This is a genomic window from Hymenobacter setariae, from assembly GCF_007713685.1.
In the GTDB taxonomy this organism is placed as follows: Bacteria; Bacteroidota; Bacteroidia; order Cytophagales; family Hymenobacteraceae; genus Hymenobacter; species Hymenobacter setariae.
Window position 1 is genome coordinate 741520 of record NZ_VMRJ01000003.1, and the last position, 24202, is coordinate 765721.

Below are 24202 nucleotides of genomic sequence, written 5' to 3' on the forward strand. Positions count from 1 at the left end.
CCTTAGTTTTTCGCAGCGTGTAGCTGCTTTAGACGCCTAGCCAACCACAGCTTTTTCCAGCGTTTGCAGCAGTTCTTCCATCTGGTCGGCGTAGTTGTTAACGGTTGAAAGGCCAGTGCGGGCCTCCTCAATCTGGCCGCGTTGGTACTGAGTCACGAGGGCCTGGCCCGCTTGTAGGGTAGCCTGTAGGTTTTGCTCCATGGCGCGCACTTCGGGCCGGGCACTATACTGCGGCTTTACCACGGTGGCGAGCCACTGGCCAAAAGGATTTTCGGCTAGCGAAAACAAAGCCGCATCGGCTTCGCGCACGCCGTAGAGCACCGAGCGCAGGCGCGATTTAAACAGAACTTGCTTAATTCTGGCTTGTTGAAAATCCAGCGTTGAGAGAGCCATGCTAAGCAGGTGGCGGCCCTAGGTAGGGCAACCGGAATAACAAGATAGAGAATAGAGTCTTACCGAGCTGCACAGGCGGCGTTGGCCTTGCTAGCGTCTAGGCGTGCTACGTTAGTCGTGCGCGGTGAGCGGCGGGTTGCTAGGTGCACTGGCAACGGGGGTAAGGGGCGGCAGCTTAGCCAGCGCTTCATTCATTGACTGAATTTCGGCATTGGCAGCCCACACCTCTGTGTTGATAGCCACCAGTTGCTGGTTGAGCATTTGGAGGTGCTGCTCGCTTTTCTCCAATTTTTGGCGGCTCACTACCTGCGTCGTGACCTCAAACGCAAATACCAGGATGCCATCAATGTCACCCGCTCCGTTGCGTGTAGCTTGGTACACAAAGTTGTAGTAGTTGTTGCCTAGCGTGCCCGTATTGGCGTGGTCGAGCTGTACTAGCATCTCATTGGCATAGAAAGACTTGCCAGTGCGGTACACCTCATCAAGCAGCCCGAAGATAGGCTGGCCGGTCAGCTCGGGCATGGCCTGGCTGATGGGCAGGCCTTGAATGTGACGGTCGCCCACCAACTGCTGGTATAGCGGATTGACCAGCCGGAAGACGTGCTCGGGGCCTTCAAAATAGCAAATCAGGGCCGGGGCTTGCATCAGCAAGTCGTGCAGGCGCTTGCGCTGGGCTTCGGCGTCGGCCTGCGCGGCGCGTACCTGCTGCGTGCGCTCGGCCACGCGGGCCTCTAGGTCGCGGTTGATGCGCTCTACAGCCTGGCGCGATAGCACTTGGTCAGTCACGTCGTTAGCAAAGACCAGGATGCCATCAATGTGATTGTCTTCGTTGTAGCGGGCCTGATACGTGAAGTTGAAGTACATATCCTCAACCTGCCCATTGTCGGCGGGGGCTAAGGGCACCAGTAATTCGCGGCCCTCAAACGTTTCGCCCGTTTCATACACTTGGCGCAGAATGCCCGGAATGGCTTGGTCGGCCAGTTCGGGCAAGGCCGCCAACAATGGCTTGCCCAGCAAGTGCCGCCCCGGAAACAACCGCTGGTAGGCGGGATTCACTAGCTCATACACAAATTCGGGCCCATCGAGAATGCAGATAGGCGAGGGCGCTTGCTGAAAAAAGCGTTCGAGGCGTGCCTGGGCACGCTGGCGAAGCATTTCGGTGGCCGCCGCTTGCAGCGGGGCAACTGTTTCGTGAGGAGAGGTCATCCAGAAAACCGGTTAGGCGGAGCAGTAGCTAGCCAAAGCCGGCCGGCGCTGCACAAAAAGCAGGCCAGTACTAGCAAGACTGCTACTAGCAAAGGTACGCGCCCGCAAACTCTGAATGGCCTGCTAGCCCTACTGCAAAACGCCCTGGGTCATTGCCAGCTTGATGAGGGCAGCGGCATTGCGGGCCTGGCTTTTTTCGAGCATGTTCTGGCGGTGCGTTTCGATGGTGCGCTTGCTCGTGAATAGCTTGTCGGCTATTTCGCTGGTAGTGAGCCCATCGGCCAGCAGGTGCAAGACTTCGGTTTCGCGGCGCGAGAAGTTGTAGGGATTGCTGGCGGGCTTAATCGCAACCTCTGGGCCAACACCTAGCAGGGCTTTGTCAAGCATACGCAGGCTCAGCTCGTTGCAGAGGTATTGCCGGCCCGACGCTACCGTCTGGATAGCCAAGACTAACTCATTGATTTCGTCGTTTTTGAGTGCGTAGCCGCAAGCGCCGGCCCCAAACAGCTGGCCCACGTAGCGCTCATGCAACAGCATCGACAGCACCAGAATTTTGACCTGAGGAAACTCTATGCGCAAGCGCTGGGTCGTAGCCAACCCGTCGAGCACGGGCATGTTGAGGTCGAGTAGCACTACATCGGCAGGGGCCGCCGGCAAGCGGTCGAGCAGCTCCTGGCCGTGGCTGGCTTCACCTACTATTTGTAGGTCGGCCTCGCGCGAGAGGAGGGCGCGCAGGCCGTCGCGCATGATGGTATGGTCGTCAACCAAAAATAGACGAATCATAGGTGGAATGCTGCAACAGCGTTGGATACTTCGCGGTATTGGCGTAGGGCGACAATACCATAGACGAAGATTGCGGCCCTTAGGATGCTTGCAAACCAAAAAATGACCTGCCGAGGCCTCATAACAGACCTACTGAGCCTAGTTATAGTGGTGTAGGCAAGCATTAGCTCGGCAAGGGCAGCGCGATGGTAACGCAGGTGTGGCCCGGCTGCGTAGCGAGGTGCAGCGTGCCATTGAGCAGGCGCACCCGGTCTTGCAGGGCCTGCCAACCTAGGCCTTTGCTTTGCGAATTGGCCGCAAACCCAACGCCATTATCCTCGGCGCGCAGTTCTATAGTTTGGTCGTCGGCAATGATGCTGAGCTTGGCCTGGGTGGCATGGGCATGCTTCACAATATTATTGGCAAGCTCCTGAGCCATGCGGTATAGGGCAAGAGCTAGGTGCGACGGCAGGCCCGCGGGCAGGTCGGGGAGGTGGCAGGTCAGGCGCAGGGGCGACAGGCTGTAGTCAGTACAAATGTCCTGAATGGCAGCTTCCAAGCCAAAGTCCTCGAGGGTGCGGGGCACTAGCTCGTGGGCCAGCGTGCGAGTTTGGGTGATGGCCGAGGCCAGCAGGCTAGCCACTTTCAGCTGCGCGCGAGTAAAAGCCTTTGGGTCTTGCTGGCACTGCTCGGCCTCGAGCTGCTCTAGGCTGAGCTTGGCGGCGTAGAGTAGCTGCGCTAGGCCATTGTGCAGGCTTTCGGCAATGCGATGCTTTTCGCCCTCCTCGGTGGCCAGTACGGCCTGGGCTAGCTGCTGCTGCTGGTCGAGTTTGGCTTGCTGCATGCGCTTGAGGTCCGTGATGTCGCGCCAAGTGCCATGTACCAGCGATTGCCCATTGACCAAGATGGGGCTAAAGGCTATTTCGTCCCAGGCTATTTGGCCAGCCGAGTCGTAGCGCACCCACTCGAGGCGGCACCACCCCTCGGTGCGGGCCCGCGCCAGGCAGTCACTCAGCATATCCATCGAGCGGCGGCCACCGGGCTGGTACTCGGGCCAAAACTCAGCCACATGGTGGCCCACTACCTGGTGGCGATGGGTGCGGCGCATCATCCACAGAGCGGCGTCGTTCACGTCCACAAAGTGGTGTTGGTCGAGCAGCAACATGCCATCACGGCTTTGCTCGAAGGTGGCCCGAAAGCGTGCTTCGCTGCGAGCCAGCTCGTCGCGCGCGGCGCGGCTGGCCGTCACGTCGAGTAGCACCAGGCGGTAAGTAAGGTCTTGCCCTGGCGCCGGAGTGGTGGCAACGCCATCGACCTGCGCCACAAATGGGGACTCGTCGCGGCGGTGCATGGCCAGCTCGCAACTAAACCGCTGGCCGGGAGCAGCCTCGAGCTGGGCCAGAAACTCGGCTAGCTGCGTGCGCTCGGGTAGGGGCACAAACAGGCTGAGCCGCCGGCCTTGCAGCTGCTCGCGCGGGGCGCCCAGCAGCTGCGCCGTTTGCAGGTTGAGCTGCTCCATGGTGCCATCGGCAGCTAGGGTGCAGTAGCCCACTGGCGCAAAGTCATACAGGTCCAGGTACTGGGCGTAGCTACTAGCGGCTTCTGTTTGGGCTACCAGTAGTTCCTCGTACTGCATTTCCAGCTCTACCTGGTGTACTTGCAACTCCTGGACTAAGCGCTGCACGTCGGCCGGCGCCTCGGCAGGCAGCGTCGCCGCCGACAGGCGCCGTCGCTCGGCGCGGGCTCGTAGGTTTTGCAGCGCCGTGTAGGAGTCAGAAGGAATCATGGGCTAGCTGCTACGGTGTAAGAACAAGATTACGCCCAAGCGGTAGCGACTACAAGCTCAGCCTTTGCAATTGCCTTGCGCGTAATTGCTTAAGCTTCTTCTATTGCCCGCACGCCCAGCAGCACCCACGGCGTAGGCTGGCCCTGGCGCAGCATGCGGCGGCCATAGAGGCGCACCCGGCGGCGCCCTAGGCCCACAAAATCGGCTTCGAGCACAAAATCATCGAAGGCATCGGCTTGGGGCGTGTAGCTGGTAAGCAGGCGCTCTAGGCGCTCGCGCAGGGCCGTCTGGTTCCAGGCCCCGCCATTGAGCAGGGCTAGCGGCTGGCCTTCTAGGTCGGCCACCGCCAGCCCAAATGCCTGAGCAAACGCCACGCTGGGGCTGTGCAGTCGCAGCTGGCCGTCGAGGGCTAGCACGGGCTCGCGCATCGCCTCCTGCATGCTCTCGATAAAGAGGGCCTTGTCTTGCAGGTTGGCTTCGAGCTCCTTGAGGGCCGTGATTTCGGTGAAGGTGATAACGGCGCCGTTGATGTAGTTGTCGAGCGAGCGGTAGGGCAGAATGCGCATCGTAAACCAGTCGCCCTGGGTGGTTTCGATGTTTACTTCTACGCTGGTAAGGCGGGTCAGTACCTGCTGCACATCGCGCAGCAGGTAGGCGTAGCGCAGGTTGGAGGCAAAATGCGCCAGCGAGCGGCCCACATCGGTGGGCAGCAGGTTGATGATGCGCGTGACCTGCGGTGTAAAGCGCTTCACTACCATGTCATTATCCAGGAAGATAATGGCGATTTCGGTGGCGTCGAGCAGGTTTTTCATGTCATTGGCACTCTGGCTTAGCTCCTCGGTTTTGGCCAGGTACTGCATGTTGAGGGTCAGCAGCTCCTCGTTCAGGCTCTGCATTTCCTCTTTGTTGGTCATGGCCTCTTCGTTGGTGCTTTGCAGCTCCTCGTTGGCGCTTTGCAGTTCCTCATTGGTGCTTTTCAGCTCTTCGAGGCTGCTTTCCATCTCTTCAATGGTGGTTTGAAGGCGGTGCTTGGTGTATTGCAGCTCCTTATCGAGGGCGGCCACTACCGAGTCGCGGCTGTCTTCGGGGTTCAGCATGGTGGCCCTGCCTTTGCGCACCTGGCGGGGGGTGGGTTGGTCTTCAAACACCACCAGTAGTAGGCCCACCAGGGCATCGGGCTCGATGAGGTGCTTCACGGTAAGGCGCAGCAGCTGGTGCCCTAGGTCGGTTTTTACGCGCACATTGTCTACTACCACGTCTTCGCGGGTTTGCACGGCGCGGTGCACGGCCCCGCTTATCTCGAAGCTCAGCTCGCGGCGCGCCATCTCAAACACATTGAGGCCACCGATGCCCGGTGCGGGCTCGAGGTAGCGTCCGGTGCGGCCGTTCACGTACAAGATTTCTCCCTTGGGGTTGATAACTACTGCCGGGGGCGTGTAGGTCTGGAGCAGTGTTTTTTGAACGAGTGAGGCAAAGGGACCAGCGTGGCGGTGCGAAGAAGCAGCGGGCGACATAAGAGCGGGCGAGTGCGCGGTAACCGGCGACTGCCGGGCCATGCCAAAGGGAAAATTGATGAGCCGGGGCAGCGCGGCTGGGGCTTCGGTGCGGCGCGAAATTTTCCATTTCACGTCTAGCGGCTGAAATAAATCGAGAAAGCCCGTCAGGTTTTCGCTCGGCCCCAGGAAGAGTAGGCCGCCAGGGTTGAGCGCGTAGTGAAATACCGGCAGTAAGTTGCGCTGCAGCTCGCTGCTGAGGTAAATGAGCAAGTTGCGGCAGCACAGCAGGTCGAGCTTGGTAAAGGGCGCGTCCTTATTAATGTTGTGCAACGCAAACACCACGAGGTCGCGCAGCTCTTTGCGCACCTGGTAGTGGCCATCGACCTTAGTGAAGTAGCGCTCTAGGCGCTCGGGGCTCACGTCGGCCACCACGTTTTCGCGGTAAATGCCGGTGCGGGCCGCGTCGATGCCGGTAGATGAAATATCGGTGGCAAAAATCTGAAGCTTGAGCCGGCGCTCGGGCCCTAGGGTCTCCATGACTTCGAGCAGAGTAATGGCCAGCGAGTAGGCCTCCTCGCCCGTAGAGCAGCCCGGCGCCCACACGCGCACGGTGCTGCCGGGCTCTTTGTGCAGTAGCACCGCCTTGAGCTGATGCTGCAAGCTGGCGAAGGCCTCGGCATCGCGAAAAAACTTGGTGACGCCAATTAGTAGTTCCCGAAACAGCTGCTCGACCTCGTAGGGGTTTTCCTGCAAGTAGCGTACGTAGTGCGTAAACTCCTTGATTTGGTGCGAGTTCATGCGCCGCTCGATGCGCCGGAACACCGTATTGCGCTTATAAAAGCTGAAGTCGTGCCCCGTTTGCTGGCGAATGAGCAAAAAGATTTTTTGGAGTGCGTGCGTCGGCTGCGTGGCCGAGCTGGCTACCGGCGTGCGCGCCGGGCGTGTGTCGAGGGGCCGAGCCACATAGTCGAGCAGCTGAGCGGGCATCATCTCGGGCGGCAGCACAAAATCGACAAACTCGGTGGCAAGCGCCGCCTTGGGCAGCGCGTCGAAGGCCGCCGTCGCGGGGTCTTGTACCATCACCATGCCGAAGTTTTCCATTATCAACTTCAGCCCTAGGCTGCCATCGGTACCTAGGCCCGAGAGCAAGATGCACACGGCCCGTTCGCCCACATCCTTGGCTAGGCTCTGCAAAAACAGGTCGATGGGCAGGCGCCGGGCCCGGGGCTGCGTCGGCTTGAGCAAGTAGAGCGCCCCGTGCAGCAGGTTCAAGTCGTGGTCGGGCGGCGCCACATACACGTGGTTGGGGTGCACGCGCAGGCCATCGTGTGCCTCTTGCACGGGCAGCCCCGTATAAGTCTGGAGCAGGCGCACCAGCTCGCCCTGGCGGTCGGGCAGCTGGTGCATCACTACCACATAGGCAATGCCTGTGCGCGTCGGCAGGCGGGTAAAGAATTTTTCGAGCGCATCGAGCGACCCCGCCGAGCCCCCTAGGGCTACTACCGTAAACTTATCGGTGCTCGGGGAGGCGCCGCGACCAGTTTTAGCAGAGCGGCTCGGCTTTGGTGTAACCGAGTCGGACGCCACAGGGCCTGCGTCGTCGTCGGCAGTGGAGTTGTCGGCCGGGGCCGAAGTATCTTTCATGAAGCGAATAAACGACCGCGCTCGGCAGCGGCACGCCGGCTGGCGCGGTGCCGAAGCAACTGCCAAGCGCAAATTTTAGGGTGATGAAGGTACTTCATTTAGCGCTATTTTTAAGCGTTTTGCGTACACTCGCAGGTCGTATAACCTCGTTTTTTTAAGCGATTTCGTGGCCATTCCCTCTCATCTTATTGTCATTGGCACTTCTGCGGGCGGTATGCCAGCGCTTACTGAACTTGTTGCGCAGCTGCCGGGCACGCTTACTGCTGCCTTGCTCGTGGTGCAGCACCTCAGTCCCGACTCAACGGGGGCGCCGCTGGTAGCGCGGCTTAGTGCGTACACCGGCCTGCATTGCCACCTAGCCACTAGCGGCGCTCCGCTCGAAGCGGGCCACCTCTACCTCGCCCCGCCCGACCGCCACCTCCTGGTGAAGGATAACCACTTGCTCGTAACCAAGGGCCCGCGCGAGAACAGCTACCGCCCCGCCGCCGATGCTATGTTTCGCTCGGCTGCCGTGGCCTACGGGGCCAATGTGATAGGCGTAGTGCTCACGGGCATGCTGCACGATGGCACCGCCGGCCTCGAGTTTGTGAAGCGCTGCGGGGGCCTGGCAGTGGTGCAAGACCCCGCCGATGCCGAGTTTGCGAGCATGCCCGAAAGTGCCCTGCGCGCCGTAGCCATCGACTACATAGCGCCCCTAGCCCAAATGGGGCCTCTGCTGATGCGGCTAGTAGACCCGGCCCGTGCAGTGCCACCCGAGCAGATAAGTATTCCGGCTGATTTACAACTTGAAGCGGCTATTGCCGAGCGTGTCGTGGGAACAGTAGAACAAGTTGGCCAACTTGGGCACCAGGTGCCCATGACCTGCCCCGACTGCGGCGGCAACCTGTGGGAAGTCAACCACGGCAAGGTCTTGCGCTATCGCTGCCACACAGGGCACGCCTTCACGGCCGAAGCCCTGGCTGAAAGCAACCAGCAAGAGCTGGAAGAAACCCTGTGGGTGGCTCTGCGCATGATGGAAGAGCGCAAAAACCTGCTGATGAGCATGTCCAACCACGATAATAGCACTTGGAGCCGCCAGCAAGAAGAGCGCTTGGTCGACTTGAAGCGCCACGTCAACCGCATGCGGGAGTTCTTGCTCAACGGGAGCGAAGGGGCCCCTCCAACTGATGCTCAGACCGACCTCAAATAATCTCTGTGCCTGAGAAAATCAAAAATATAACACTGAGCTCATCTGTGGAAAATGCTGTTTAGTGTAGCTGCCCTAAGTAGTGAGGCGACATGTTTGGTCAGTACACCTAGTCAGGCAAGATGAAGCATAATTTAATCGCTACGCAGCCTAGGCTTAAAATAGTACGTCCGATAAGCAGCTTTAAGTGGCTAAGGTCTATACTTCAAGTCTATTGCTAGCTAAGGGAGGTGGTTGCTTTAACAGCAGGCACCTAGGGCCGGAGGCTACCCTATTGCTGGCGATTGTCTTGGCAACTCGGTAAAAAATCAGTAGTTCACGCAGGCTGTAAATGACGGCAGGCAAGATAAATTTGTCTTGGTTTTATCCTTTTGCTGTAGCAGTTATGCGCGCCTATGTAGAAGCTCGACCCCACAGTTACCTTCTCACCCTACACGCTACTGAGGCGACTGCTTACCCGCTGGCTACCGCATTGCGCCAAGTGCTGCGCCATGCTCGGGGCAGCGTGTGGGTTGATTGCCGCCACGTATCGACGCTTTCGGCCGAAGCGCTGCTGCTGCTACGCCGGTGTGCCAGCCTGCTGTGGCGCCATGGGGGGCACCTCATTGTGTGCCATTTGCCCGAAGCCACACGTGCCGGGCTTGCTCCCGATGCCAGTCAGCCCTTAGCCGCGTCGGTGCTCGATGCCGCTCAGTATGGCCTAGCTTGGCCGGCTGGGCACTAGCCTAGACTAGACTTTATTCTTTTCGGCCACCAGGGCCACTGCCGCTCATACGCTGCCACGCCCTGCAAATTATGCCGGCCAGTAGCACGGCCCAGCAAAACCTAAAATGGCCTACCCAGGAAAAGTTAGCTTGTAGCCTAGCTGCGCTTCACCCATCAAATTTGGCAGCCAAGCGCTGGTATAGTCGCAGCGCGAAGCTCGCCATGTTATTCCAGGAACTGCCCAACTGGCAATACCTCGGCTAGAACTAAGATGATAATGCACGCTGGTTGCCCCGGCGTAGCAGCTAGGGCCTATTGAAATGGTAGCGCATATTCACTATGCTCGGCTCAGTCGCGCTAACAAAGCTAATGATGTACAAGCAGTTAATTGCGTGCGCATAAAAGAGTGTTAGCTGATGCCACAAGATGTAATCTTTGTGGCCACCAGTAGCGTGCAAGGACTGGGTACGGAGTTACTAATACCCTTTTCAGCTTGCTTACCCGAAATTGTAGCGCCCCCCAACTTGCAGATTATAAAAGAATTGGTCACTCAGTCGGCCGCCAAAGTCGCCTATCACAAAATTCACCGGAATTTCTGCCATAAGTGCCACCCTAGGAGTGAGGCCGTAGCGTAAAGCGGGACCTGCTACTAAAGTGCCTCTGAAACCTGAGTTGCGATAAGAATCACTGTATTGCGTTTGGTTGTTATATGTGACAGTGGAGGTGCCTCGATTGATGGAGGCAATGAGGGAAAGCCCCACTAAGGCGTCGACTTGCAACCGATTGACCGACTGTGAGAGCGTGTAGCGCAGCAGAACTGGAACAGTAATAAAAGTTGTGCGCGTACCGGACTCATAAAAAGTAGGTATTGTCTGCCCACTATTTACATAGGAGTAGCCATAGGAATAGCTACGCCAACCAACTGTTACCCCTGTTTGTAGGGCTACCCGAGGCTTAAGCTGCCGGCCAGCTGTTAGCGAAAGAGCAGGAAAGCGAGAACTGCCTGAGCGAAAATCACTCAATAGCGAGCCGCCCAGTCCTACATAATAACGAGTTGACGCTGTAGGTGTTTGGGCAACACTTGCAAGGGGTGCCGACCCAACTGCTAGCGCGATTAAGCAAAGTTTGTGTAATAGCATGACAGATTAGAAAGAGAGTAAAAGGACTTGCGCAGGGCAGATACTTTTTCAAGGTAAGGCATTGCATCCATTCTTCCTCTTCCGTCTTGTTTCTAGGGCGTCCATTCTGCCAATTTGAAGTAAGTAGTAGATTATCAGGCCAGGTTTTGGCTTATCCTTAATAAGGAGTTAGAGCCAACTGCCGCCAGCTATACCTAGGGCAGTTCAAGCAGGTCGGCCGCATGCAGGGCATGAAGAGGCTGAATCTATAATGCGACTACAGAAAAGGCCTCTACAGTAATGCAGAGGCCTTTTTTGTAGTTGCATAGGAAAATTGCTTTCGCTATGCCAAACTATCACAAAGCTGTTTAGGCGGCCTTATCGAGCATTTAAGCAGTTTGGCCTTGCACTAATTATACACTACTACTAGCCAGGTAGTTGGTAAGTAAGAGAGGCTTGCAATGATTGACGGTGCTGAAAGCCGGTGTAAGTATGGCTAACCATTGAGTAGTCCTCATCAGCCGTAAGCTTAGTCAAGCCCCAGTAAGCACGTAGCCCTACCCCCAGACCGGCTGGCAGCTTTACCCCAACGCCTAGGCAGGGCCCGGCGTCAAAGCGGCGGTAGCTACTGGTAGCCGCTTGATTAACGTAAATAGTATTATTAACGCTACCGTAATCATTTCTTGATTGAGCGTTCTCGGCGCGCCCACCCACTAGCAAACTAACCTGTGGTCCGGCTTCGAGGTAAAATGCTCCTAAGCTTGCCCGCAGCAAAAAGGGTAGATTCAGATACGACAGTGACTGGTTGTATTCGCTCCGCGGGGGGCCTTCGTAATAAATAATACCAAGCGGTGGTAACGGGGTATACTTGACGTAGAAGCGCTCGTGGCTAAACTGGACTTCGGGAACGAGCGCTAGATGCTTGGTAAGCGGCACCTGGTAATAGAGCCCAACTTGGTAGCCAGTTAGCCAGCTCGTTGCTGGGTTTTCACCGTTTGTAAGCGTTCCTTTCGTGAAAATGGCCGTGTTGACTCCAGCCCGTACGCCTAGCTGCGCTTGAGCGGAACTGGCTAGTAAGAAACCGCCGAAAAAGAATAGTGCTCGTTTCATGCTTAAAGGAAAAGTAGACAGCAAGAAGAGTCCCTGTCCTTTGCAAGGGTTGCATGTAGGCTGCCCAGCGCCTAATCGACTTGCGCATAACTCCCTCAACAAGCTTCAACTCATCAGTGGCCTGCATCACGAGCCGGGCCAGCACGCCTTGCTAGAGCTTGTGCCGAGTGCCAAGCCGTAGCCTTGGGGCTGCGTGCGTCAACAACGTTGTTATTGAGGCTGAATGTGGCATCATTTATTTTAATAATGTAAGAGCGTGCTGCTGAGGCACGGCCGTACCCATCAACGTTGCGCCAGTACACGGACGACTCGACCACGGCTTGCTTGTCTACACAGGCATACTCACTGAGCAGGGCTCAAACAAACTGCATGATTACATCTTTCGCAATGAGCGGCTGGTAGCTGGGTCACGCCCTTCTCGTACTAAGTAGTCCCCACGCGAAAAAGGAGATGATTGAGAAGAAAAGCGAGCGAGTAATTCGCCGGCTGCTAATTATCTGGCTACTGCTACTTGGAGGCGTGCTGCTTACGCAGGTGCACCCCTTTCCAGGAAGCACTCGGCTTGGCTATTGGTTGCTAGTGGCAGTGGCCCTCGGCAGCCCGGCAGTAGCGTTGCTGTTGCTCTGGCTAATGGGATTGCGATTACGTGAGGTACTCCACCGCCTGCGCGCGCTGCGGCGCGCGGCCAGATGGAAACGAGAAAAGCCCGCTGCCTCTTGGCCATTGAAAAAGTCGGGTTGGGGTGACCCGCTAGGCTAGGCTCGACCAGTCTGCGTATACTCCTTCTATCGGTCAACTCGGCCGGTTCAGCACTCACTAGGTATGTCCTTCAGCTTTTTTCGCGGCCAACTGGCCGAAGTTATTCAGTGGAAAGACCCGCAGCCGAGCGTGCTGCTGTGGAAGTTTCCGTCGGTTCACGACGAAATCAAGACGGCTAGCAAGCTACTCGTCGGCCCGGGGCAGGGCGTGCTGCTGGTGTATGAGGGGCGGGTGGCTACCGTGTTCGAGGCCGAAGGACTGTATAGCCTTGAAACGGATAATCAGCCGTTTATTACCACCCTGCTGAGGCTGCGAACGGGCTTCGAAAGCGAGCACAAGCTGCATGTCTACTTCTACCGCCGGGCCGACAACCTAAACCAGCCCTGGGGCACGGCCACGCCCGTTAAGTACCTCGACCCAGTGTACCATTTTCCAGTGCAGTTAGGTGCACACGGCAACTTCTCGTTTCGGGTGGCCGATGCACGCCGTTTTTTCACGGAGGTGACAGGCTTGAGCGATACCTACGCCGTGCCGCAAGCCACACGATTATTGCAAAGCCGCCTAGGGCAGGAACTCGCTATGCAGCTAGCCACGGCAGGCTGGTCGTACCAGCAGCTTGACGCCCAGCTGGGTGCCCTAGCCGCCAATCTGCGCGAGCCGCTAGCTGCCGAGTTTGCCCAGTTGGGGCTGGAGCTGATGGATTTCCGCCTCACTGGCACGCAGTTCGACGCGGGCACGCAGCAGCGCATTGGCCAATTGGCCGGGGCAGTGGCCAACAGTCAAGCCGCTGCCAGCGTTGGATTATCCTACGCCGAGCTGGAAAAGCTGAATGCCCTGCGCGACGCCGCCCGCACCAGCGGGAGCCTGACCGGAGCGGGCCTACAAGCAGGGGCGGGTGCCGAGCTAGGGCGCTTGCTCACTAGCCAGCCCAACCCAATGCCTCACGCGGCAACAGACCCCGCTGAGCAACTGCAAAAACTTAAGCAGCTATTCGACGCGGGTGTTATCACGGCCACTGAGTTTGAGGCAAAAAAGAAGGCTTGGCTGGACAAATGGGAATAGCATTTAAATAGTCCTTTCACGCGGTGCTTCTCGTGGCTAGCGTGCCGGTAAGGGCCTATAGCTAGTTCTTATTTCGCTGAGTCTCCACCAAGCTTCTCTTCCGAAGCTGGCACCAGAGCTAGGGGGTGTGCTACCGAAAAGCAGTTGGGGCAGCTTGCAAGGCCGCGTCGAAGGTGTAGCTGCCGCTACCCCGCTGGCCGCCGATGGTGAGGCGGCTGGTGCCGCGCACGGCGCACTGGCGCGTGCTCTCACGCATGATGGTTTTCTGAGTGCTTGGGCTCATATCGCCGCGCAGCCCGGTCCCTAGCTGGGAGCTTAGCCATCGGCTTACTAAGTCAACAAAAACGGGAGGCATGGGCCAAAACGCGGCGAACCCGTTTCAAACGGCTAGCCTCCGCTAGCAGGTGAGGCAATCCTAGGTTACTACTGAGCCCAGCTTTGCGTATAAGCGAGCGCATGGCCAAGACTTTACGCCCAATTCTGTGCCCGCAGTGCGGCAGCCCCGACAAGACTACCCTAGGCCCCGACCTGTACCGCTGCAACGCTTGCCAGACCGAGTACTACCTCGACTCGGACGATGTAACCGTACACGTGCGCCATCATTACGCCGCCCCGCCGCCCCGGCCGGTGCCCGCGCCCACGGCCGCCCGATACTGGGTCGCCAGCATTTTCCTGCTAGTTGCCCTCGGAGCCTTGACGTGGCTATACTTTCTCGCTTTTCGGCCGCGGCAGCCAAGCATGGCAGGCGGTAGTGCGGCGGCAGCCGACTCGGAACCAGCGGCCCTGCGACAGCCGCGGTGGATGTTGGCGCACTCCGTACTGCTGCCAGGAGCGGGGCAGCGCCCTGTGCTGGTGGTAGCTGGCGACTACCGCAGCCTAAGCGGTAATGCGGAGGAGACGCCCACTGTCATTTGCTACGATGCCACTACCGGCACGGTCCTGAAAAAGGTGGTGCTGCCGGGCAAGTCGGCCGGTCACGGGCTCACCGACTTGCACTTGAAGCAGCTCTCGAATGGCGACACGTACGTGTTGTACCACAACGCCGTGTACCAGGTGAGCGCAGCTCCGCCCGCCGTTGCCGACGTGACGCAGGCACTGCTGGGCGGGCAGCGCGCCCTAGCCAGCGGCGTAGCCAACCTCGATGTGGGCAATAATGAGGGCGACCATTTTTATATCTTCACCAACGACGGCCATCAGCTTAGCTTCTACCCACTCATCCGCCGCATCTACACGGACGACGAGCAGTGGGATGCCTCCCACGACCGCGGCCCTCGGCTACCCGGTAGCCGCGTGCGAACAGCCTTCGCCTTTACTCAGCGCGGCATGCAACACCGGAAGGAGCCCATTCAACTGCTCACCTACCAGTACCGCGATAACGGTGGCGGCCCTAGCGTGCGCCCTGAGTTTGCGTGGCAAGACGACTACGGCGGCTACGGCGTATTTACCAGCGCCGACCCGCATCAAAAGACGCTCATCGCGCGCACCGATGCCGCCATCAGCCGCGTGCTCTCATACCGCGACTTCACGCCCGGTCGTCATTACTTCGCCCCTTATTTACTGCACTACGATGCCGACTACGTGCTGCTAACTAGCCAAGCCACGGCGGCGGCTAGCAGCTCGCAACTAGTGCAGCTGCTCGATGCCCACACGGGTGCTATTGTCTTCACTACTGCGCTGCCCGCGGCCGCTCCCAGTCCCACTCTGGCGCTGCGTTACCCCGGTGGCTTTGTCATCGGCCACGGCCAAACCACCTATACCCTGAGCCCGACCGGGAAACTGGGCCCGGCCGTTACAGCCCAATAAGTTAAGGGGTGCGGCTACCCCGGCCTGGGTTCCCAGCCCCAAAACCACGTTGCGTTTACTTGTATGCCTGCTCATTCACCTATCACGCCAGACAGTCGGCCCGGCTTGCGCAGCTTGGTGGTCCTCAATCCGCTGAGTATGCTGGCCGCGGGCATGTTTCTATTTGGCCTATTGCTAGTGCCACTGGCGGCCCTGAAGGCGATAGAGGGCAACTGGCAGCGCGCTACTACCGCCGGCCTACTGGGCCTAGTCCTGTTGCTGCTAACCGCGCGAAAGGTGGCCCGCCGCAATCGCCCCATGCTGCTGACCAGCGACCGCGACGGCCTTCACCTGGCACCACTGGGCCGCAGTCTCACGCACGGCATCGCGGCCGAAACCATTCCCATAGCCAGTATAAAAGCCTACAGGTATTGTCTGCGGGTGATGCGGTGGCAAGCGTTTGCGCAGTGCCACCTACGCCTGGAGCTGGCCGATGGCCGGGTACTGCACCTGGCCGACCGCTCCGGCTCGCGCCCCGACGACCCCACCGGCACCGTGCAGCTAGATGCCGTGGCCCGCCGACTAGCCCGCCGAAAAACCGGGCCGCTGAGGCGCTTGCCCTTTTTCTCGACCCGCCCGGCACGTATGCTGCTGTGGGTTAGCGGGATGGCCGTTGTTGCTGGGGTGGGGCTACTATGGCTAGGTTTTGCAGTTGGGGTTCTGTTGCTGCTGTTAGGCGTGGGCTATGCGGCGAGCTACTACCTAGGGCACGGCGCTGCTGACATAGCTACTTACTAGGCGCGTGTGCTTTACGCGAGCCTAGGCTGGTTGGTGTGCTTTATGACGCTAAGCAGTGAGTATGTGCGAAATAAGCAGCCGACTAACCTGTTCACTCATAGCCTAACTATAGGGCCGTGCTGGCCGTAGCAGCAGGCAGTTCTTCTTCAACTCGGCCTCTTGGTGGCTTTGCCTCCGCGTTCTCTTGTGAAACGTTACCTGTTACTTTTGGCGCTGCCCGCGGTGGCCTGTCATTCCGACCAGCCCACTACCAGCGGTCAGCCCGCTGCCTCCGCCACGCCGGCCGGCCAGGCTCCGGCTTCGACCACGCCTACCGCCACGGCCTTTACGCCGCCCACCGGCTCGCTGCGTTCAGGCGATACCAAGCACCCCACCGACCACGACACGCTGCACGTGCTCGGCGGCGGCGTGCTTTACCTAAAGCCTAGCACGGCCGCGGCTTTCGCGCGGGCGCCTACCGAGCTTGACTGGGATGCAGATAAACGCCTGACGACCAATGGCTCCGTGCGCCGCGTGGGCAATGACTTGCTGCTTCAGCCTAAGAGTGGCCCCGTGGTGAAATTCACTACCCGGCGCACCACCATGAGCAGCTCAGGTGAGGATATCGACAAGGCAGCTGAATCGCGCTACCTAGGCCAGCTGACCAAGGCGTACGTGTGGGTGGTGCTCACCGACTCCTCCACCAAGCACGTGACTACGTTGATAGACCAGCGTACCGGGCACTGCACCATCGTGACGGGAAACCAGCCCACCGTGTCGCCCGATGGACAGTATCTCCTAAGCACCCGTAGCGACCAAGGCAACGATGGCAGCGACGAGAGCACCGTAGGTACGCAGCTCTACGAGCTTACCTCCACCGGGCCGCGCCTGCTCTGGACGCGTCTTACCCTTCAGTGGGGCAGCAACGAGGCCCGGTGGCTAGGCCCGCGCACCGTGCTGCTAAAGCAAGAATATGAGGCCGCCGACCAAGAGTCGGCACCACCGCCAGAAACCTACGTGCAGGTAGAGCTGCCTCGCTAAAGGCTTATTAGGTAGTCTACTTTCGCAATAGTTCTTTCTGTTTAACAACCGCGCTGCTGACACAACTCGGGCTGCCGACGTAATGGGCTTATTTCCACCACGCTCGTTTTTCCTCGGCTACAGCCTTTTTATAACCGGGGTCACGGGCATCGCCGAGTAGCGCCTGCTGATAGGTTTGCCAGCCGTTGGCGCGGTACTTGGGGGCAATCTGAAATTCCGTGTCGGTGAAGCGCAGTGCGTTGGCTTCTGGAATGAAGAAGTCTCCCCAGTTGCAGGTTTTGCGCTGCTGGCTGGCGTAGCTGGTCCAGGTGCCAACGCATTCGTTGTTGCTAAAGCCGTCGGCAAACATTTCCAGTAAGTTGTAGTGTGGCTGGCCTTGCTTATCGACGTAGAAATACGTGGTGAGCGTTCCCCGAATAATGCCGCTGCCGGGCTGTTGCCGGTCTTCGGCCAGCGCTACTTGGCACGTCAGCTCCCCCTCTCGGTACTGTGGGTACTCCCCGTTGGGCTCCTTGTAGAGCCGGGCCTTAACCACCGTGATAGTGCCCATAAAGGCGCAGATGTTGTCCTTCACCCGCGTTTTGCCGGCCACGTGGTACAAGTAGGAGTTAGCGGCATCTGGCCGAATGCTCGTGTAGTGCAGGTAAAACCGCTGGTAGGTAGGCCCGATAAAGCCGATGGGGTCGGGAAATGGCTCATTGGGATTCACAACAGCAGCTTGCATCTGCTTATCAGGATGCACCCGGCTGGTCGCTAGCCACAAGGAACTTAAGTTCTTGCCTTTAAGCGCCGCATAGTAGTCGATGCTGGGCGGCGTAGCCTGGGCCGGTGCCACCAGTGGCAGCAAGAGTAGCAAGCCAGCAAGTGCCCCTAGGGTCGCAAATCGGTAAGCGGGAGCGAAAAAGCAGAAGAGACGCATGTAAAGCAGCAAATGAAAATGAGTAGATACGCGGGGTACTTTCTTCTTACTTAACTAGAAAGCTGGCCACTGCTAAGGTCGGCGATTGCCAAAACGCCTACATTCTCAGTACCAGATACTAGCAGCTTTGCAGTTGGAAGGAGATAGTAGCCGGGTCGCTGCCATCTACGCAGAAATACAATAGCCCCGAGTCGCCCCAGGCGAAGTCGGCGGTGCTGTCAATTTGTAGCCAGAAGTTGCCCGTGGGGTAGGCTCCTTGCAGCCATTGCGCGTAGCCACCTACCCAGGAGCCTAGGTCGGGCTCGCCGGCCAGCTCGGTTACAGCCTCGTGGTAAGCGGTGCGCCAGTCATCGGGGCGGAGCTGCTCGCACAGGGCCTGTACATCGGGCGCGAGGTCGGCCAGCTCGTCATCATCGGGCAGCGATGGGGCGGGCTGGGTGTGTAGGGCTGTGAAAGCCAGCGCCGGCAGCAGGCCCGGGCGGGGCAGCAGCACTTGCCGTTCGGGGCAAATGCGCCGGTAGGTTTTTAGTTGAAAATCGGCGGGGTAGCTATCATCGTAGGGCAGCTCGCCCCAGTGATAGTTGTGGTAAAACTGCACGACTTGCGCCTCAAAGGGCCAGAGTAGCTCTCCATTCAGGCTCACTAACTGAAAAATGAGCTCCAGTGGCTGGCCGGTTTCGGGGTTGGTTGGCCAGCTTTCGCCAGCTTCAAAATAGGGGTCGCCGCCGATGTGTGAACACAATTGGGAGGTAGCCGGGCGTTCGGCCGGGGTTGGTAGCAGCAGGTGTCGGGTGCGGAGCAGGCTTTGCAGCCGGGTCCGAAGCTGGTTGGCCAAGGCCTGTTCGATGTGCATACTAGCGAGTTATCAAATCTGTATGAATAAATACCTTTACCCCAGGCTGTATGCATGGCATGCCCGCATGGCCGGAACTCATGCTAGCCAACCCATTCAATCGACGGAATGGCTGAGTACGCGGAAGCTAAGGCGAAGGAGTGCCTGCCGCGTGGTATCGAGCTGGTCGGCTACTACCGGAATGCGCTTGCGGCGCTCTCCATTTTGGAAGTACGTGTAGAGGGTGTCGGGCCGGGGCCGGTCGGGCAGCAGTGGATAGACCCGGACGTACACCACCGAGTCGCTGACGCGGGCTATGGCCACGGGCCCAAATGGGTAGTCCATCAAATAGGAGTTGCGCTCGTAGCTGTTGCCGGCTGGCCAGCGCCGGTGTTCGAGCAGCGCCAAGCGCCAGGAATACGTAACCGATAGGCGGAGCGGGGTGCGGTCAGCGGTTTCCGTTACCTTGGGCTCGGAGCTGGCAGCGGCGAAAAAATCCCAGTGGTAACCGGGTTGCTCATACTCCTCCAGCCGCAAGTCGGGGCGGCGAAACCTGAGTGTGTCGAGCTGGGCCTGTGCGGCTACCGAGGCCGGCACAAACCGCACGCGCAGCAGCACCTGGCTGCGGTGCGCATTGCTGAGCTGAAAGAGGCTGTCGGCGTATAAAGAGTCGGGGGCCCAAAAGCTTTCTAGCGTGTCTTGCCGGTTGAGGAGGGGGCGGTAACGGGGTACCGTCGTTTCGAGCAGCGGGACCAGGCGCGGCGGCACCTCTGGCGTTTCGGGCGTCTGGCAGGCGCCGAGTAGCGGCAGCCCGGCAACCCAATGGAAAGCTTTCGGCATAAAGCAACTGCCTAGCGGGGCAGGGGTAGCTGAACGTAGGTGACGGGCGCATCGTCGGCCAGGCTGCCGTCGGCGCTAGCATGGCGCAGGCGCAAAATAGCTAGGTTAGGAGTATCCCAGCGCGCGGCTTCGGGCTCCCAAGCAGTGGGTTCGCGCTGCCATAGCAGGTGTGGCCCGTCGTCTTCTATCTTCACCAGTGATAGGGTGTTGGGTTGGTCGCCACCACCGAGACTGGGGCTGGTCAGCAGCACAAAACGGCCATCGGGCGAAGCCACAGGGTTGCCGAGTACCTCTACGCGGCGACCGGTGCGCTGGTCTATCAGCACCGTGCCATCCGATTCCCAGTACCAGGCCCGCACCACCCACTGGTGCGCGGCCGGCAGGCTGCCCCAGTACTGGTAGCGCACGCCCTCACCGTTTTGCAGCGTGAACTCGGCGGGTGGTGTCGAAGCCAGCCGCACAAGCGGCCCCTGCGCCGGCTTGAGTACCAGCGTAAGCCCCTCGCGCCGTGCCCGGCCCTGGGCGGCGGCCAACGGCTGCCGCTCCGCAGCACTATCATTTGCCACGTCGGGCAACTCCGCTGAGGGAAGTTTGGCAAATTCGGCAGCCGAGACAGGACGTAGTCGCACCACACCGCTAGGCAGGTGCAGCGTATCGCTAGGGTAAGCCAAGGCAGTATCGGCTAGGGTAGGCGAGGCCGCGGGCGACTGAGCAGTGCTGGGCCGCTCGGTGGCGGGCTGGTCGGGGCGGCAGGCACTGGCACTCAGCAGCACAGCGGCAATACCCCCTAGGGCAATGTGAGACAAATAGCTCAAGGCACAGAAACGAAGAGGTGAAAGGCTAAATAGCCGGCTTTACGCATCCCAGGTACGCAGCCAGGCGAGGTATTCGTCGCGGTAGGCGTTGTTGTTGAGGCGGCTGGCAAGTTGCGCCAGCTCTTCCGGCGGGGTGTCGCTATCCGATATAGTAACTAGCAAGAACACCGGCCGGCCCGCAGCCTTATCAAAAAATCGCTGCTGCCGAAGCGCGTCCAGCACCTCCAGGCAGGTAGCGTACAACTGCTGGCGGAACCGCTCGAACCCATCCGGCTCGGCAAAACCTTCGGCTAGCCGGGTCCGCAACTGGCGGCTCAGCGCGTCAAACTGAGCGTCGGCGCCCACCATCTCGTACTGCCATTCGGCCGGCTCAAATTTGGCGTAAGGTAGGTCGTCAGGTGACTGAGCGGCTAGGTGGCCTAGGGTGTTGGCGGCCGGGCACACGGTCATGGCGCCTTCATCGCTGTAGAGCGCAAAGCTGTAGAAGGCTTCCTCGGGATACCGGGCCAGCAGCTCGGTAAACGCGGCCTGGGTAGCTTGCGTGAGCTGCTGCGCAAAATTTTGAAAATCAAAGGCCATCGAATTGATGCGTGCAAGTGTCAGCTGCCTTTCTACCAACTTACTCCTGATAAATGTCGAAGCGCGCCAGCGGCACCCGGCCAAAGTTCTTGCTGGTACGCATGTTGGTTTTGCTATGCTCAGGGTCGCTGGCATGAAAGGATTCGCCCCCATCGCGGTGTAGCAGCCAAGTATGGCTAGCTTGGTTGTATTTGAAGGTTACCAAGCGGGTCCAGCGCTGGCCGCTGCCGCCGTAGTGCTCTACCGTGAAGTAGCCGTTTTTGATGGTAACGCCCTGAAAAGGGTCGCCCATCATGCCACCGCAGTCTACACAGTACACGGCATTGTCGGCGCGGGCCGCCAGGGTGTAAGTACCATTGGACCCACCCACAAATAGCAGCAGCGGTCGCTTGGTGGGGTGGTCCACTACGTCGGATGTTTTCTGTTCGTCGGGCCGATTTAGCACCACTGCCCAGTCGAGCTGCGCATCGCGGTTTAGGTCGCCACGTTCGGCCGCGAGTACTTGGTAGCCCGCCGGCAACGCCTTGCGGATAGCGGCCGGCAGCGTGGGCACGGGGTCGTGCGAAGCCTGAAGCGGATTAGCCAGTGTCAGCAGACCTAGGGCAGGCAAGAAGCATAGTAGCATATGGCTAACCGGGTAGTAGCAGGGCTATGTAGAAAGTGGGCAGCCGACAGCCTAGGTCGGCCTCTACGCGGGCCGTCAATTCGTCGCGGAACCAGGGCTCAAGTATAGATTATAGGGTCGTAATTGCTGTCATTCCAGAGATGATGGGCGTTGAAGATGGCAGGCACATCCATAGCGAAGAAAAGCGGCAAGCGATACATGCTACCATACGGGCAGTTCATCTGTCCGTTAAGTGCGTACTTACTTTAGTCCTTGCAGTTGAATTAGTTGCTCATGCTGCTGCTCTACTTGCTATCATGCCGAAGCCTGTCATTCTGCCTCTGCTGCCGGTAGTGCTTTACCTAATTGTCTGCCACTCCAATGCTCCAGCTAGTGAAGAGCCATTGGGACTAGTGCAGCGTCCGTCGGACGAGTTCTGCGCCTACGTGTCGATAGCTGTCGACATTATCATTCCGTTTGGCCGCTACGATGGGAGCGTTACCGAGCGGTTTGCGACCGTGGCCATCGTGCGTCGGATTGGTCGAGGCTAGGTGGGCATCGACCGGCACAAGCTGGTACTATTTCAGCCCTAGCTTTTCGACAACGGCCCCGATTACCCAGCAGAAGTATTGCTGCGTATCGTGAACGTTGCGGAGCTAATTGGGTACGCCGACCCGGTCGCGGGCCGCCTAGTATTGTCTCCCTGTTACGAGGCGGCATTCGAACAAGGTTTCAAACAAGTCGGGCGTGAAGGCAGTCGAAGATACTGGCAACAAGGTAAGATGCGCGGTAATAGGCGCAACTCATGAAATTACGGGTGCGGCATAATTCCGTAGGCGGCCACTGGTAGGCTAGCCAGTGGCCGCCTAAATGGCGTGCGTGGTTGCTGCCCCTGAAGTATGATGCTTATCATAAGTCCTTAGCATTCCTTCGTACTTGCCGAAATGCTCGCGCGACTATGCGCTGATTTACTATGAATGGGCCAAGCACCTCACGCTGCTAATCACGATTACCAGTTGATTATAAATCACGCACATGCATGAATCTGGTAAGCACCTGCAAGGCAAAGCACGATGAAATGTTTTACCTTAAATTGAAAATGCCCTGTAAACTTTTGGTTTACAAGGCATTTTGCGTGTAATATGTGGTCGCATAGGGGCCCGCACCTACCGACATGTCTAGACGAATACCACTTCTAAAAATATGCCCTGATAGCCCGTAGGGCCGTTTTTGCTTTTATGCCTGTCTGAATTAATCGGGATAGTATCGGGATTAATCGGGTAATCTGTCCCCCGTTTGTCCCCTGGTTGGGGGACAAGACTTAGATTTGGAGTAGTAATGCACTGCTCTCAATGACTACTGTTCCCTTCTTGCTTAAAGAGCCCAACGGCACTAAACCTACCCCCATCTTCGCCTTCCTGAATTTTGATGGCAAGCGCGTGAAGGTCTATACTGGGCTGAGCATTTTACCTAAGCAGTGGATTAAGAGCGAGCAACGCGCCCAGGTGCGCGGCTACGCCGAGAACGGTAAGCTCAATGATGCGCTCGACCTAGCCGAGCAGCGCCTGCTCGACTGCTACCGCACCCACCGTGCTCAAGGGTTGCTACCCGATGCTGAGGTCCTGCGTGCCGCTGTGGCGCCTGTGCCGGTGGAAGAGGTGGCCCAGCAGGCCACGCTCACTTTCTGGCAACACCTTGACGAGTGGGTAGCACAGAAGCGCGCCGCCGGCTTGCTCAACACGGCCCGTACTTACGCCACAGCCGCGCGACACCTACGGGACTTCTCCCAAAAACAGCGCTATGCTGTGGACTTCGATACCATCACGCCCAGCTTTGGCGACAAGTTCACAGCCTACCTCGTGGGCCCAGCGAATTTGACTGATAACACCATTAATAAAGTACTTGCCAAGGTCAAGGTGTTTATGAAGTGGACGGGCCACCGAGGCCTACATAATAACACGTACTATCCGCGTCTGAGCTGGGCAAAGCGCGAGCCCGACGTGATGACGCTTACAGCTCACGAGGTGAAGCAACTGGCCACGCTTGAACTACCTGCTGGCGGCTACCTCGACAACGCCCGCGGCTTATTCTTGCTCAGCTGCTACACAGGCCTGCGTTACTCTGACCTGGTAAGTATTCGCAAGGAACACGTGCGCGCAGGTACGATACGACTCATAATGCATAAAACCCGTGATCTGGTAACGATACCACTGCGCCCCGAAGCGCTAGTGCTGGTAGAAAAGATGCTAGCAGGCGAACTGCGCCCAGTGGCCAACCAAGTGCTCAACCGATACCTGAAGGAAGTAGGGGAGAGGGCTGAATTGGCAGCGCCCGTAGAGGCAGTACGCTACCGCGCTGGCCGCCGCGAGAGTGACACGTTACCTAAGTGGCAGCGCCTGACCTGCCACACCGGCCGGCGCACCTTCGCCACGTTGGCGCTGGAACAGGGCCTACGACCCGAGCTCGTAATGAAGATTACTGGGCATAAGAACTGGGCCAGCTTTAAGCGCTACGTCAATATTACGGCCGACGTAGTGAGTAAGGAGTTTCACCGGGTGTACGGAGGAGGTGCACTTTAAGAACTAACCTAAACACGGCCGTGGCCTGGGCGTGGTCAGCATGGAATGGCAGGTGGTGGCCAGCAGTAGTGGGCCAGAAAAAGGTAACGTAACGTATAGCACAAATGAAGGCCCTGGCCGGTGAGGTCGGGGCTTTTATTTGTGCTTACTATCATCGGTGAAGTTGGATGATATGCATGTCTAAATACATAGTTACTATCACATTCT

General features: G+C 58.6%; 22 protein-coding genes. 8 read left to right on the forward strand and 14 right to left on the reverse strand.

The window, feature by feature from the left end; all coding sequences use genetic code 11:
* Positions 1-36: 36 nt before the first annotated feature.
* The 5 genes from FNT36_RS14155 to FNT36_RS14175 form a co-directional block, all read right to left on the reverse strand.
* Complete coding sequence (locus FNT36_RS14155) at positions 37-393, reverse strand: hypothetical protein (protein WP_144848798.1); 357 nt, start codon at positions 391-393, stop codon at positions 37-39.
* Between the two features lie 111 nt (positions 394-504).
* Positions 505-1599 (reverse strand): PAS domain-containing protein, encoded by a 1095-nt coding sequence (locus tag FNT36_RS14160; protein ID WP_144848801.1) that lies wholly within the window; start codon positions 1597-1599, stop codon positions 505-507.
* A gap of 129 nt (positions 1600-1728) precedes the next feature.
* Positions 1729-2382: a response regulator transcription factor gene (locus FNT36_RS14165; RefSeq protein ID WP_144848804.1), complete on the reverse strand. Its 654-nt coding sequence runs from the start codon at positions 2380-2382 to the stop codon at positions 1729-1731.
* 163 nt (positions 2383-2545) lie between these two features.
* Positions 2546-4147, reverse strand: coding sequence for a PAS domain-containing sensor histidine kinase (locus tag FNT36_RS14170; RefSeq protein ID WP_144848806.1), 1602 nt, complete (start codon positions 4145-4147; stop codon positions 2546-2548).
* A gap of 89 nt (positions 4148-4236) precedes the next feature.
* Positions 4237-7287 (reverse strand): CheR family methyltransferase, encoded by a 3051-nt coding sequence (locus FNT36_RS14175; RefSeq protein WP_144848809.1) that lies wholly within the window; start codon positions 7285-7287, stop codon positions 4237-4239.
* Positions 7288-7453: 166 nt separating this feature from the next.
* On the opposite strand from FNT36_RS14175, the gene FNT36_RS14180 reads away from it, so the two are divergent.
* The gene (locus tag FNT36_RS14180) at positions 7454-8476 is read left to right on the forward strand and encodes a chemotaxis protein CheB (protein WP_144848811.1); all 1023 of its coding nucleotides are present in this window, start codon (positions 7454-7456) and stop codon (positions 8474-8476) included.
* A gap of 382 nt (positions 8477-8858) precedes the next feature.
* Positions 8859-9197, forward strand: a complete 339-nt coding sequence (locus tag FNT36_RS14185; protein ID WP_144848814.1) for an STAS domain-containing protein — start codon at positions 8859-8861, stop codon at positions 9195-9197.
* A 478-nt stretch (positions 9198-9675) separates the two neighbouring features.
* On the opposite strand, the gene FNT36_RS25970 is transcribed toward FNT36_RS14185, so the two are convergent.
* On the reverse strand, positions 9676-10317 hold the full coding sequence (locus FNT36_RS25970) for an outer membrane beta-barrel protein (protein ID WP_144848817.1): 642 nt from the start codon (positions 10315-10317) through the stop codon (positions 9676-9678).
* Between the two features lie 405 nt (positions 10318-10722).
* Positions 10723-11406 carry a porin family protein gene (locus FNT36_RS25975; protein WP_144848821.1) on the reverse strand — a complete coding sequence of 228 codons (684 nt, stop codon included), beginning with the start codon at positions 11404-11406 and terminating at the stop codon, positions 10723-10725.
* 822 nt (positions 11407-12228) lie between these two features.
* Here FNT36_RS25975 and FNT36_RS14200 point away from each other — a divergent pair.
* Positions 12229-13227 carry an SPFH domain-containing protein gene (locus FNT36_RS14200; RefSeq protein WP_144848824.1) on the forward strand — a complete coding sequence of 333 codons (999 nt, stop codon included), beginning with the start codon at positions 12229-12231 and terminating at the stop codon, positions 13225-13227.
* 130 nt (positions 13228-13357) lie between these two features.
* Here FNT36_RS14200 and FNT36_RS14205 read toward each other — a convergent pair whose 3' ends face one another.
* Positions 13358-13582 carry a hypothetical protein gene (locus FNT36_RS14205; RefSeq protein WP_144848827.1) on the reverse strand — a complete coding sequence of 75 codons (225 nt, stop codon included), beginning with the start codon at positions 13580-13582 and terminating at the stop codon, positions 13358-13360.
* A 101-nt stretch (positions 13583-13683) separates the two neighbouring features.
* Between FNT36_RS14205 and FNT36_RS14210 the strand changes: the two genes are divergently transcribed.
* The 3 genes from FNT36_RS14210 (at position 13684) to FNT36_RS14220 (ending at position 16827) form a co-directional block, all read left to right on the forward strand.
* Positions 13684-15030 (forward strand): hypothetical protein, encoded by a 1347-nt coding sequence (locus FNT36_RS14210; protein ID WP_144848830.1) that lies wholly within the window; start codon positions 13684-13686, stop codon positions 15028-15030.
* Positions 15031-15093: 63 nt separating this feature from the next.
* Entirely contained in the window at positions 15094-15807 is a 714-nt protein-coding gene (locus FNT36_RS14215; protein ID WP_144848833.1) for a hypothetical protein, read from the forward strand.
* Positions 15808-15993: 186 nt separating this feature from the next.
* The gene (locus FNT36_RS14220; protein WP_144848835.1) at positions 15994-16827 is read left to right on the forward strand and encodes a hypothetical protein; all 834 of its coding nucleotides are present in this window, start codon (positions 15994-15996) and stop codon (positions 16825-16827) included.
* Positions 16828-16915: 88 nt separating this feature from the next.
* Here the strand turns inward: FNT36_RS14220 and FNT36_RS14225 are convergent, their stop codons facing one another.
* From FNT36_RS14225 to FNT36_RS14250, 6 genes are all read right to left on the reverse strand, one after another.
* Positions 16916-17746 (reverse strand): hypothetical protein, encoded by an 831-nt coding sequence (locus tag FNT36_RS14225; RefSeq protein WP_144848838.1) that lies wholly within the window; start codon positions 17744-17746, stop codon positions 16916-16918.
* A 118-nt stretch (positions 17747-17864) separates the two neighbouring features.
* Positions 17865-18599: a DUF1963 domain-containing protein gene (locus FNT36_RS14230; RefSeq protein WP_144848841.1), complete on the reverse strand. Its 735-nt coding sequence runs from the start codon at positions 18597-18599 to the stop codon at positions 17865-17867.
* 96 nt (positions 18600-18695) lie between these two features.
* Positions 18696-19418: a hypothetical protein gene (locus tag FNT36_RS14235; RefSeq protein WP_144848844.1), complete on the reverse strand. Its 723-nt coding sequence runs from the start codon at positions 19416-19418 to the stop codon at positions 18696-18698.
* A gap of 11 nt (positions 19419-19429) precedes the next feature.
* Complete coding sequence (locus FNT36_RS14240; RefSeq protein WP_144848847.1) at positions 19430-20233, reverse strand: hypothetical protein; 804 nt, start codon at positions 20231-20233, stop codon at positions 19430-19432.
* A gap of 39 nt (positions 20234-20272) precedes the next feature.
* Complete coding sequence (locus FNT36_RS14245; RefSeq protein ID WP_233635916.1) at positions 20273-20812, reverse strand: DUF4303 domain-containing protein; 540 nt, start codon at positions 20810-20812, stop codon at positions 20273-20275.
* A 40-nt stretch (positions 20813-20852) separates the two neighbouring features.
* Positions 20853-21437 (reverse strand): hypothetical protein, encoded by a 585-nt coding sequence (locus tag FNT36_RS14250; RefSeq protein WP_144848853.1) that lies wholly within the window; start codon positions 21435-21437, stop codon positions 20853-20855.
* A gap of 296 nt (positions 21438-21733) precedes the next feature.
* On the opposite strand from FNT36_RS14250, the gene FNT36_RS14255 reads away from it, so the two are divergent.
* Both FNT36_RS14255 and FNT36_RS14260 read left to right on the forward strand, forming a co-directional pair.
* Positions 21734-21967, forward strand: a complete 234-nt coding sequence (locus tag FNT36_RS14255; RefSeq protein ID WP_144848856.1) for a hypothetical protein — start codon at positions 21734-21736, stop codon at positions 21965-21967.
* Positions 21968-22768: 801 nt separating this feature from the next.
* Positions 22769-23995: a site-specific integrase gene (locus FNT36_RS14260; protein WP_144848859.1), complete on the forward strand. Its 1227-nt coding sequence runs from the start codon at positions 22769-22771 to the stop codon at positions 23993-23995.
* Positions 23996-24202 lie beyond the last annotated feature (207 nt).

Bases quoted from the DNA above. Each gene is read 5' to 3' on its own strand.
- FNT36_RS14170 (WP_144848806.1), bottom strand. From the start codon at position 4,147: ATGATTCCTTCTGACTCCTACACGGCGCTGCAAAACCTACGAGCCCGC.
- FNT36_RS14215 (WP_144848833.1), top strand. From the start codon at position 15,094: ATGCCTGCTCATTCACCTATCACGCCAGACAGTCGGCCCGGCTTGCGC.
- FNT36_RS25970 (WP_144848817.1), bottom strand. From the start codon at position 10,317: ATGCTATTACACAAACTTTGCTTAATCGCGCTAGCAGTTGGGTCGGCA.
- FNT36_RS14160 (WP_144848801.1), bottom strand. From the start codon at position 1,599: ATGACCTCTCCTCACGAAACAGTTGCCCCGCTGCAAGCGGCGGCCACC.
- FNT36_RS14165 (WP_144848804.1), bottom strand. From the start codon at position 2,382: ATGATTCGTCTATTTTTGGTTGACGACCATACCATCATGCGCGACGGC.
- FNT36_RS14210 (WP_144848830.1), top strand. From the start codon at position 13,684: ATGGCCAAGACTTTACGCCCAATTCTGTGCCCGCAGTGCGGCAGCCCC.
- FNT36_RS14155 (WP_144848798.1), bottom strand. From the start codon at position 393: ATGGCTCTCTCAACGCTGGATTTTCAACAAGCCAGAATTAAGCAAGTT.
- FNT36_RS14230 (WP_144848841.1), bottom strand. From the start codon at position 18,599: ATGCACATCGAACAGGCCTTGGCCAACCAGCTTCGGACCCGGCTGCAA.
- FNT36_RS14245 (WP_233635916.1), bottom strand. From the start codon at position 20,812: ATGGCCTTTGATTTTCAAAATTTTGCGCAGCAGCTCACGCAAGCTACC.
- FNT36_RS14200 (WP_144848824.1), top strand. From the start codon at position 12,229: ATGTCCTTCAGCTTTTTTCGCGGCCAACTGGCCGAAGTTATTCAGTGG.
- FNT36_RS14205 (WP_144848827.1), bottom strand. From the start codon at position 13,582: ATGCCTCCCGTTTTTGTTGACTTAGTAAGCCGATGGCTAAGCTCCCAG.
- FNT36_RS14185 (WP_144848814.1), top strand. From the start codon at position 8,859: ATGCGCGCCTATGTAGAAGCTCGACCCCACAGTTACCTTCTCACCCTA.
- FNT36_RS14235 (WP_144848844.1), bottom strand. From the start codon at position 19,418: ATGCCGAAAGCTTTCCATTGGGTTGCCGGGCTGCCGCTACTCGGCGCC.
- FNT36_RS14255 (WP_144848856.1), top strand. From the start codon at position 21,734: ATGCCGAAGCCTGTCATTCTGCCTCTGCTGCCGGTAGTGCTTTACCTA.
- FNT36_RS14260 (WP_144848859.1), top strand. From the start codon at position 22,769: ATGACTACTGTTCCCTTCTTGCTTAAAGAGCCCAACGGCACTAAACCT.
- FNT36_RS14225 (WP_144848838.1), bottom strand. From the start codon at position 17,746: ATGCGTCTCTTCTGCTTTTTCGCTCCCGCTTACCGATTTGCGACCCTA.
- FNT36_RS14175 (WP_144848809.1), bottom strand. From the start codon at position 7,287: ATGAAAGATACTTCGGCCCCGGCCGACAACTCCACTGCCGACGACGAC.
- FNT36_RS14250 (WP_144848853.1), bottom strand. From the start codon at position 21,437: ATGCTACTATGCTTCTTGCCTGCCCTAGGTCTGCTGACACTGGCTAAT.
- FNT36_RS25975 (WP_144848821.1), bottom strand. From the start codon at position 11,406: ATGAAACGAGCACTATTCTTTTTCGGCGGTTTCTTACTAGCCAGTTCC.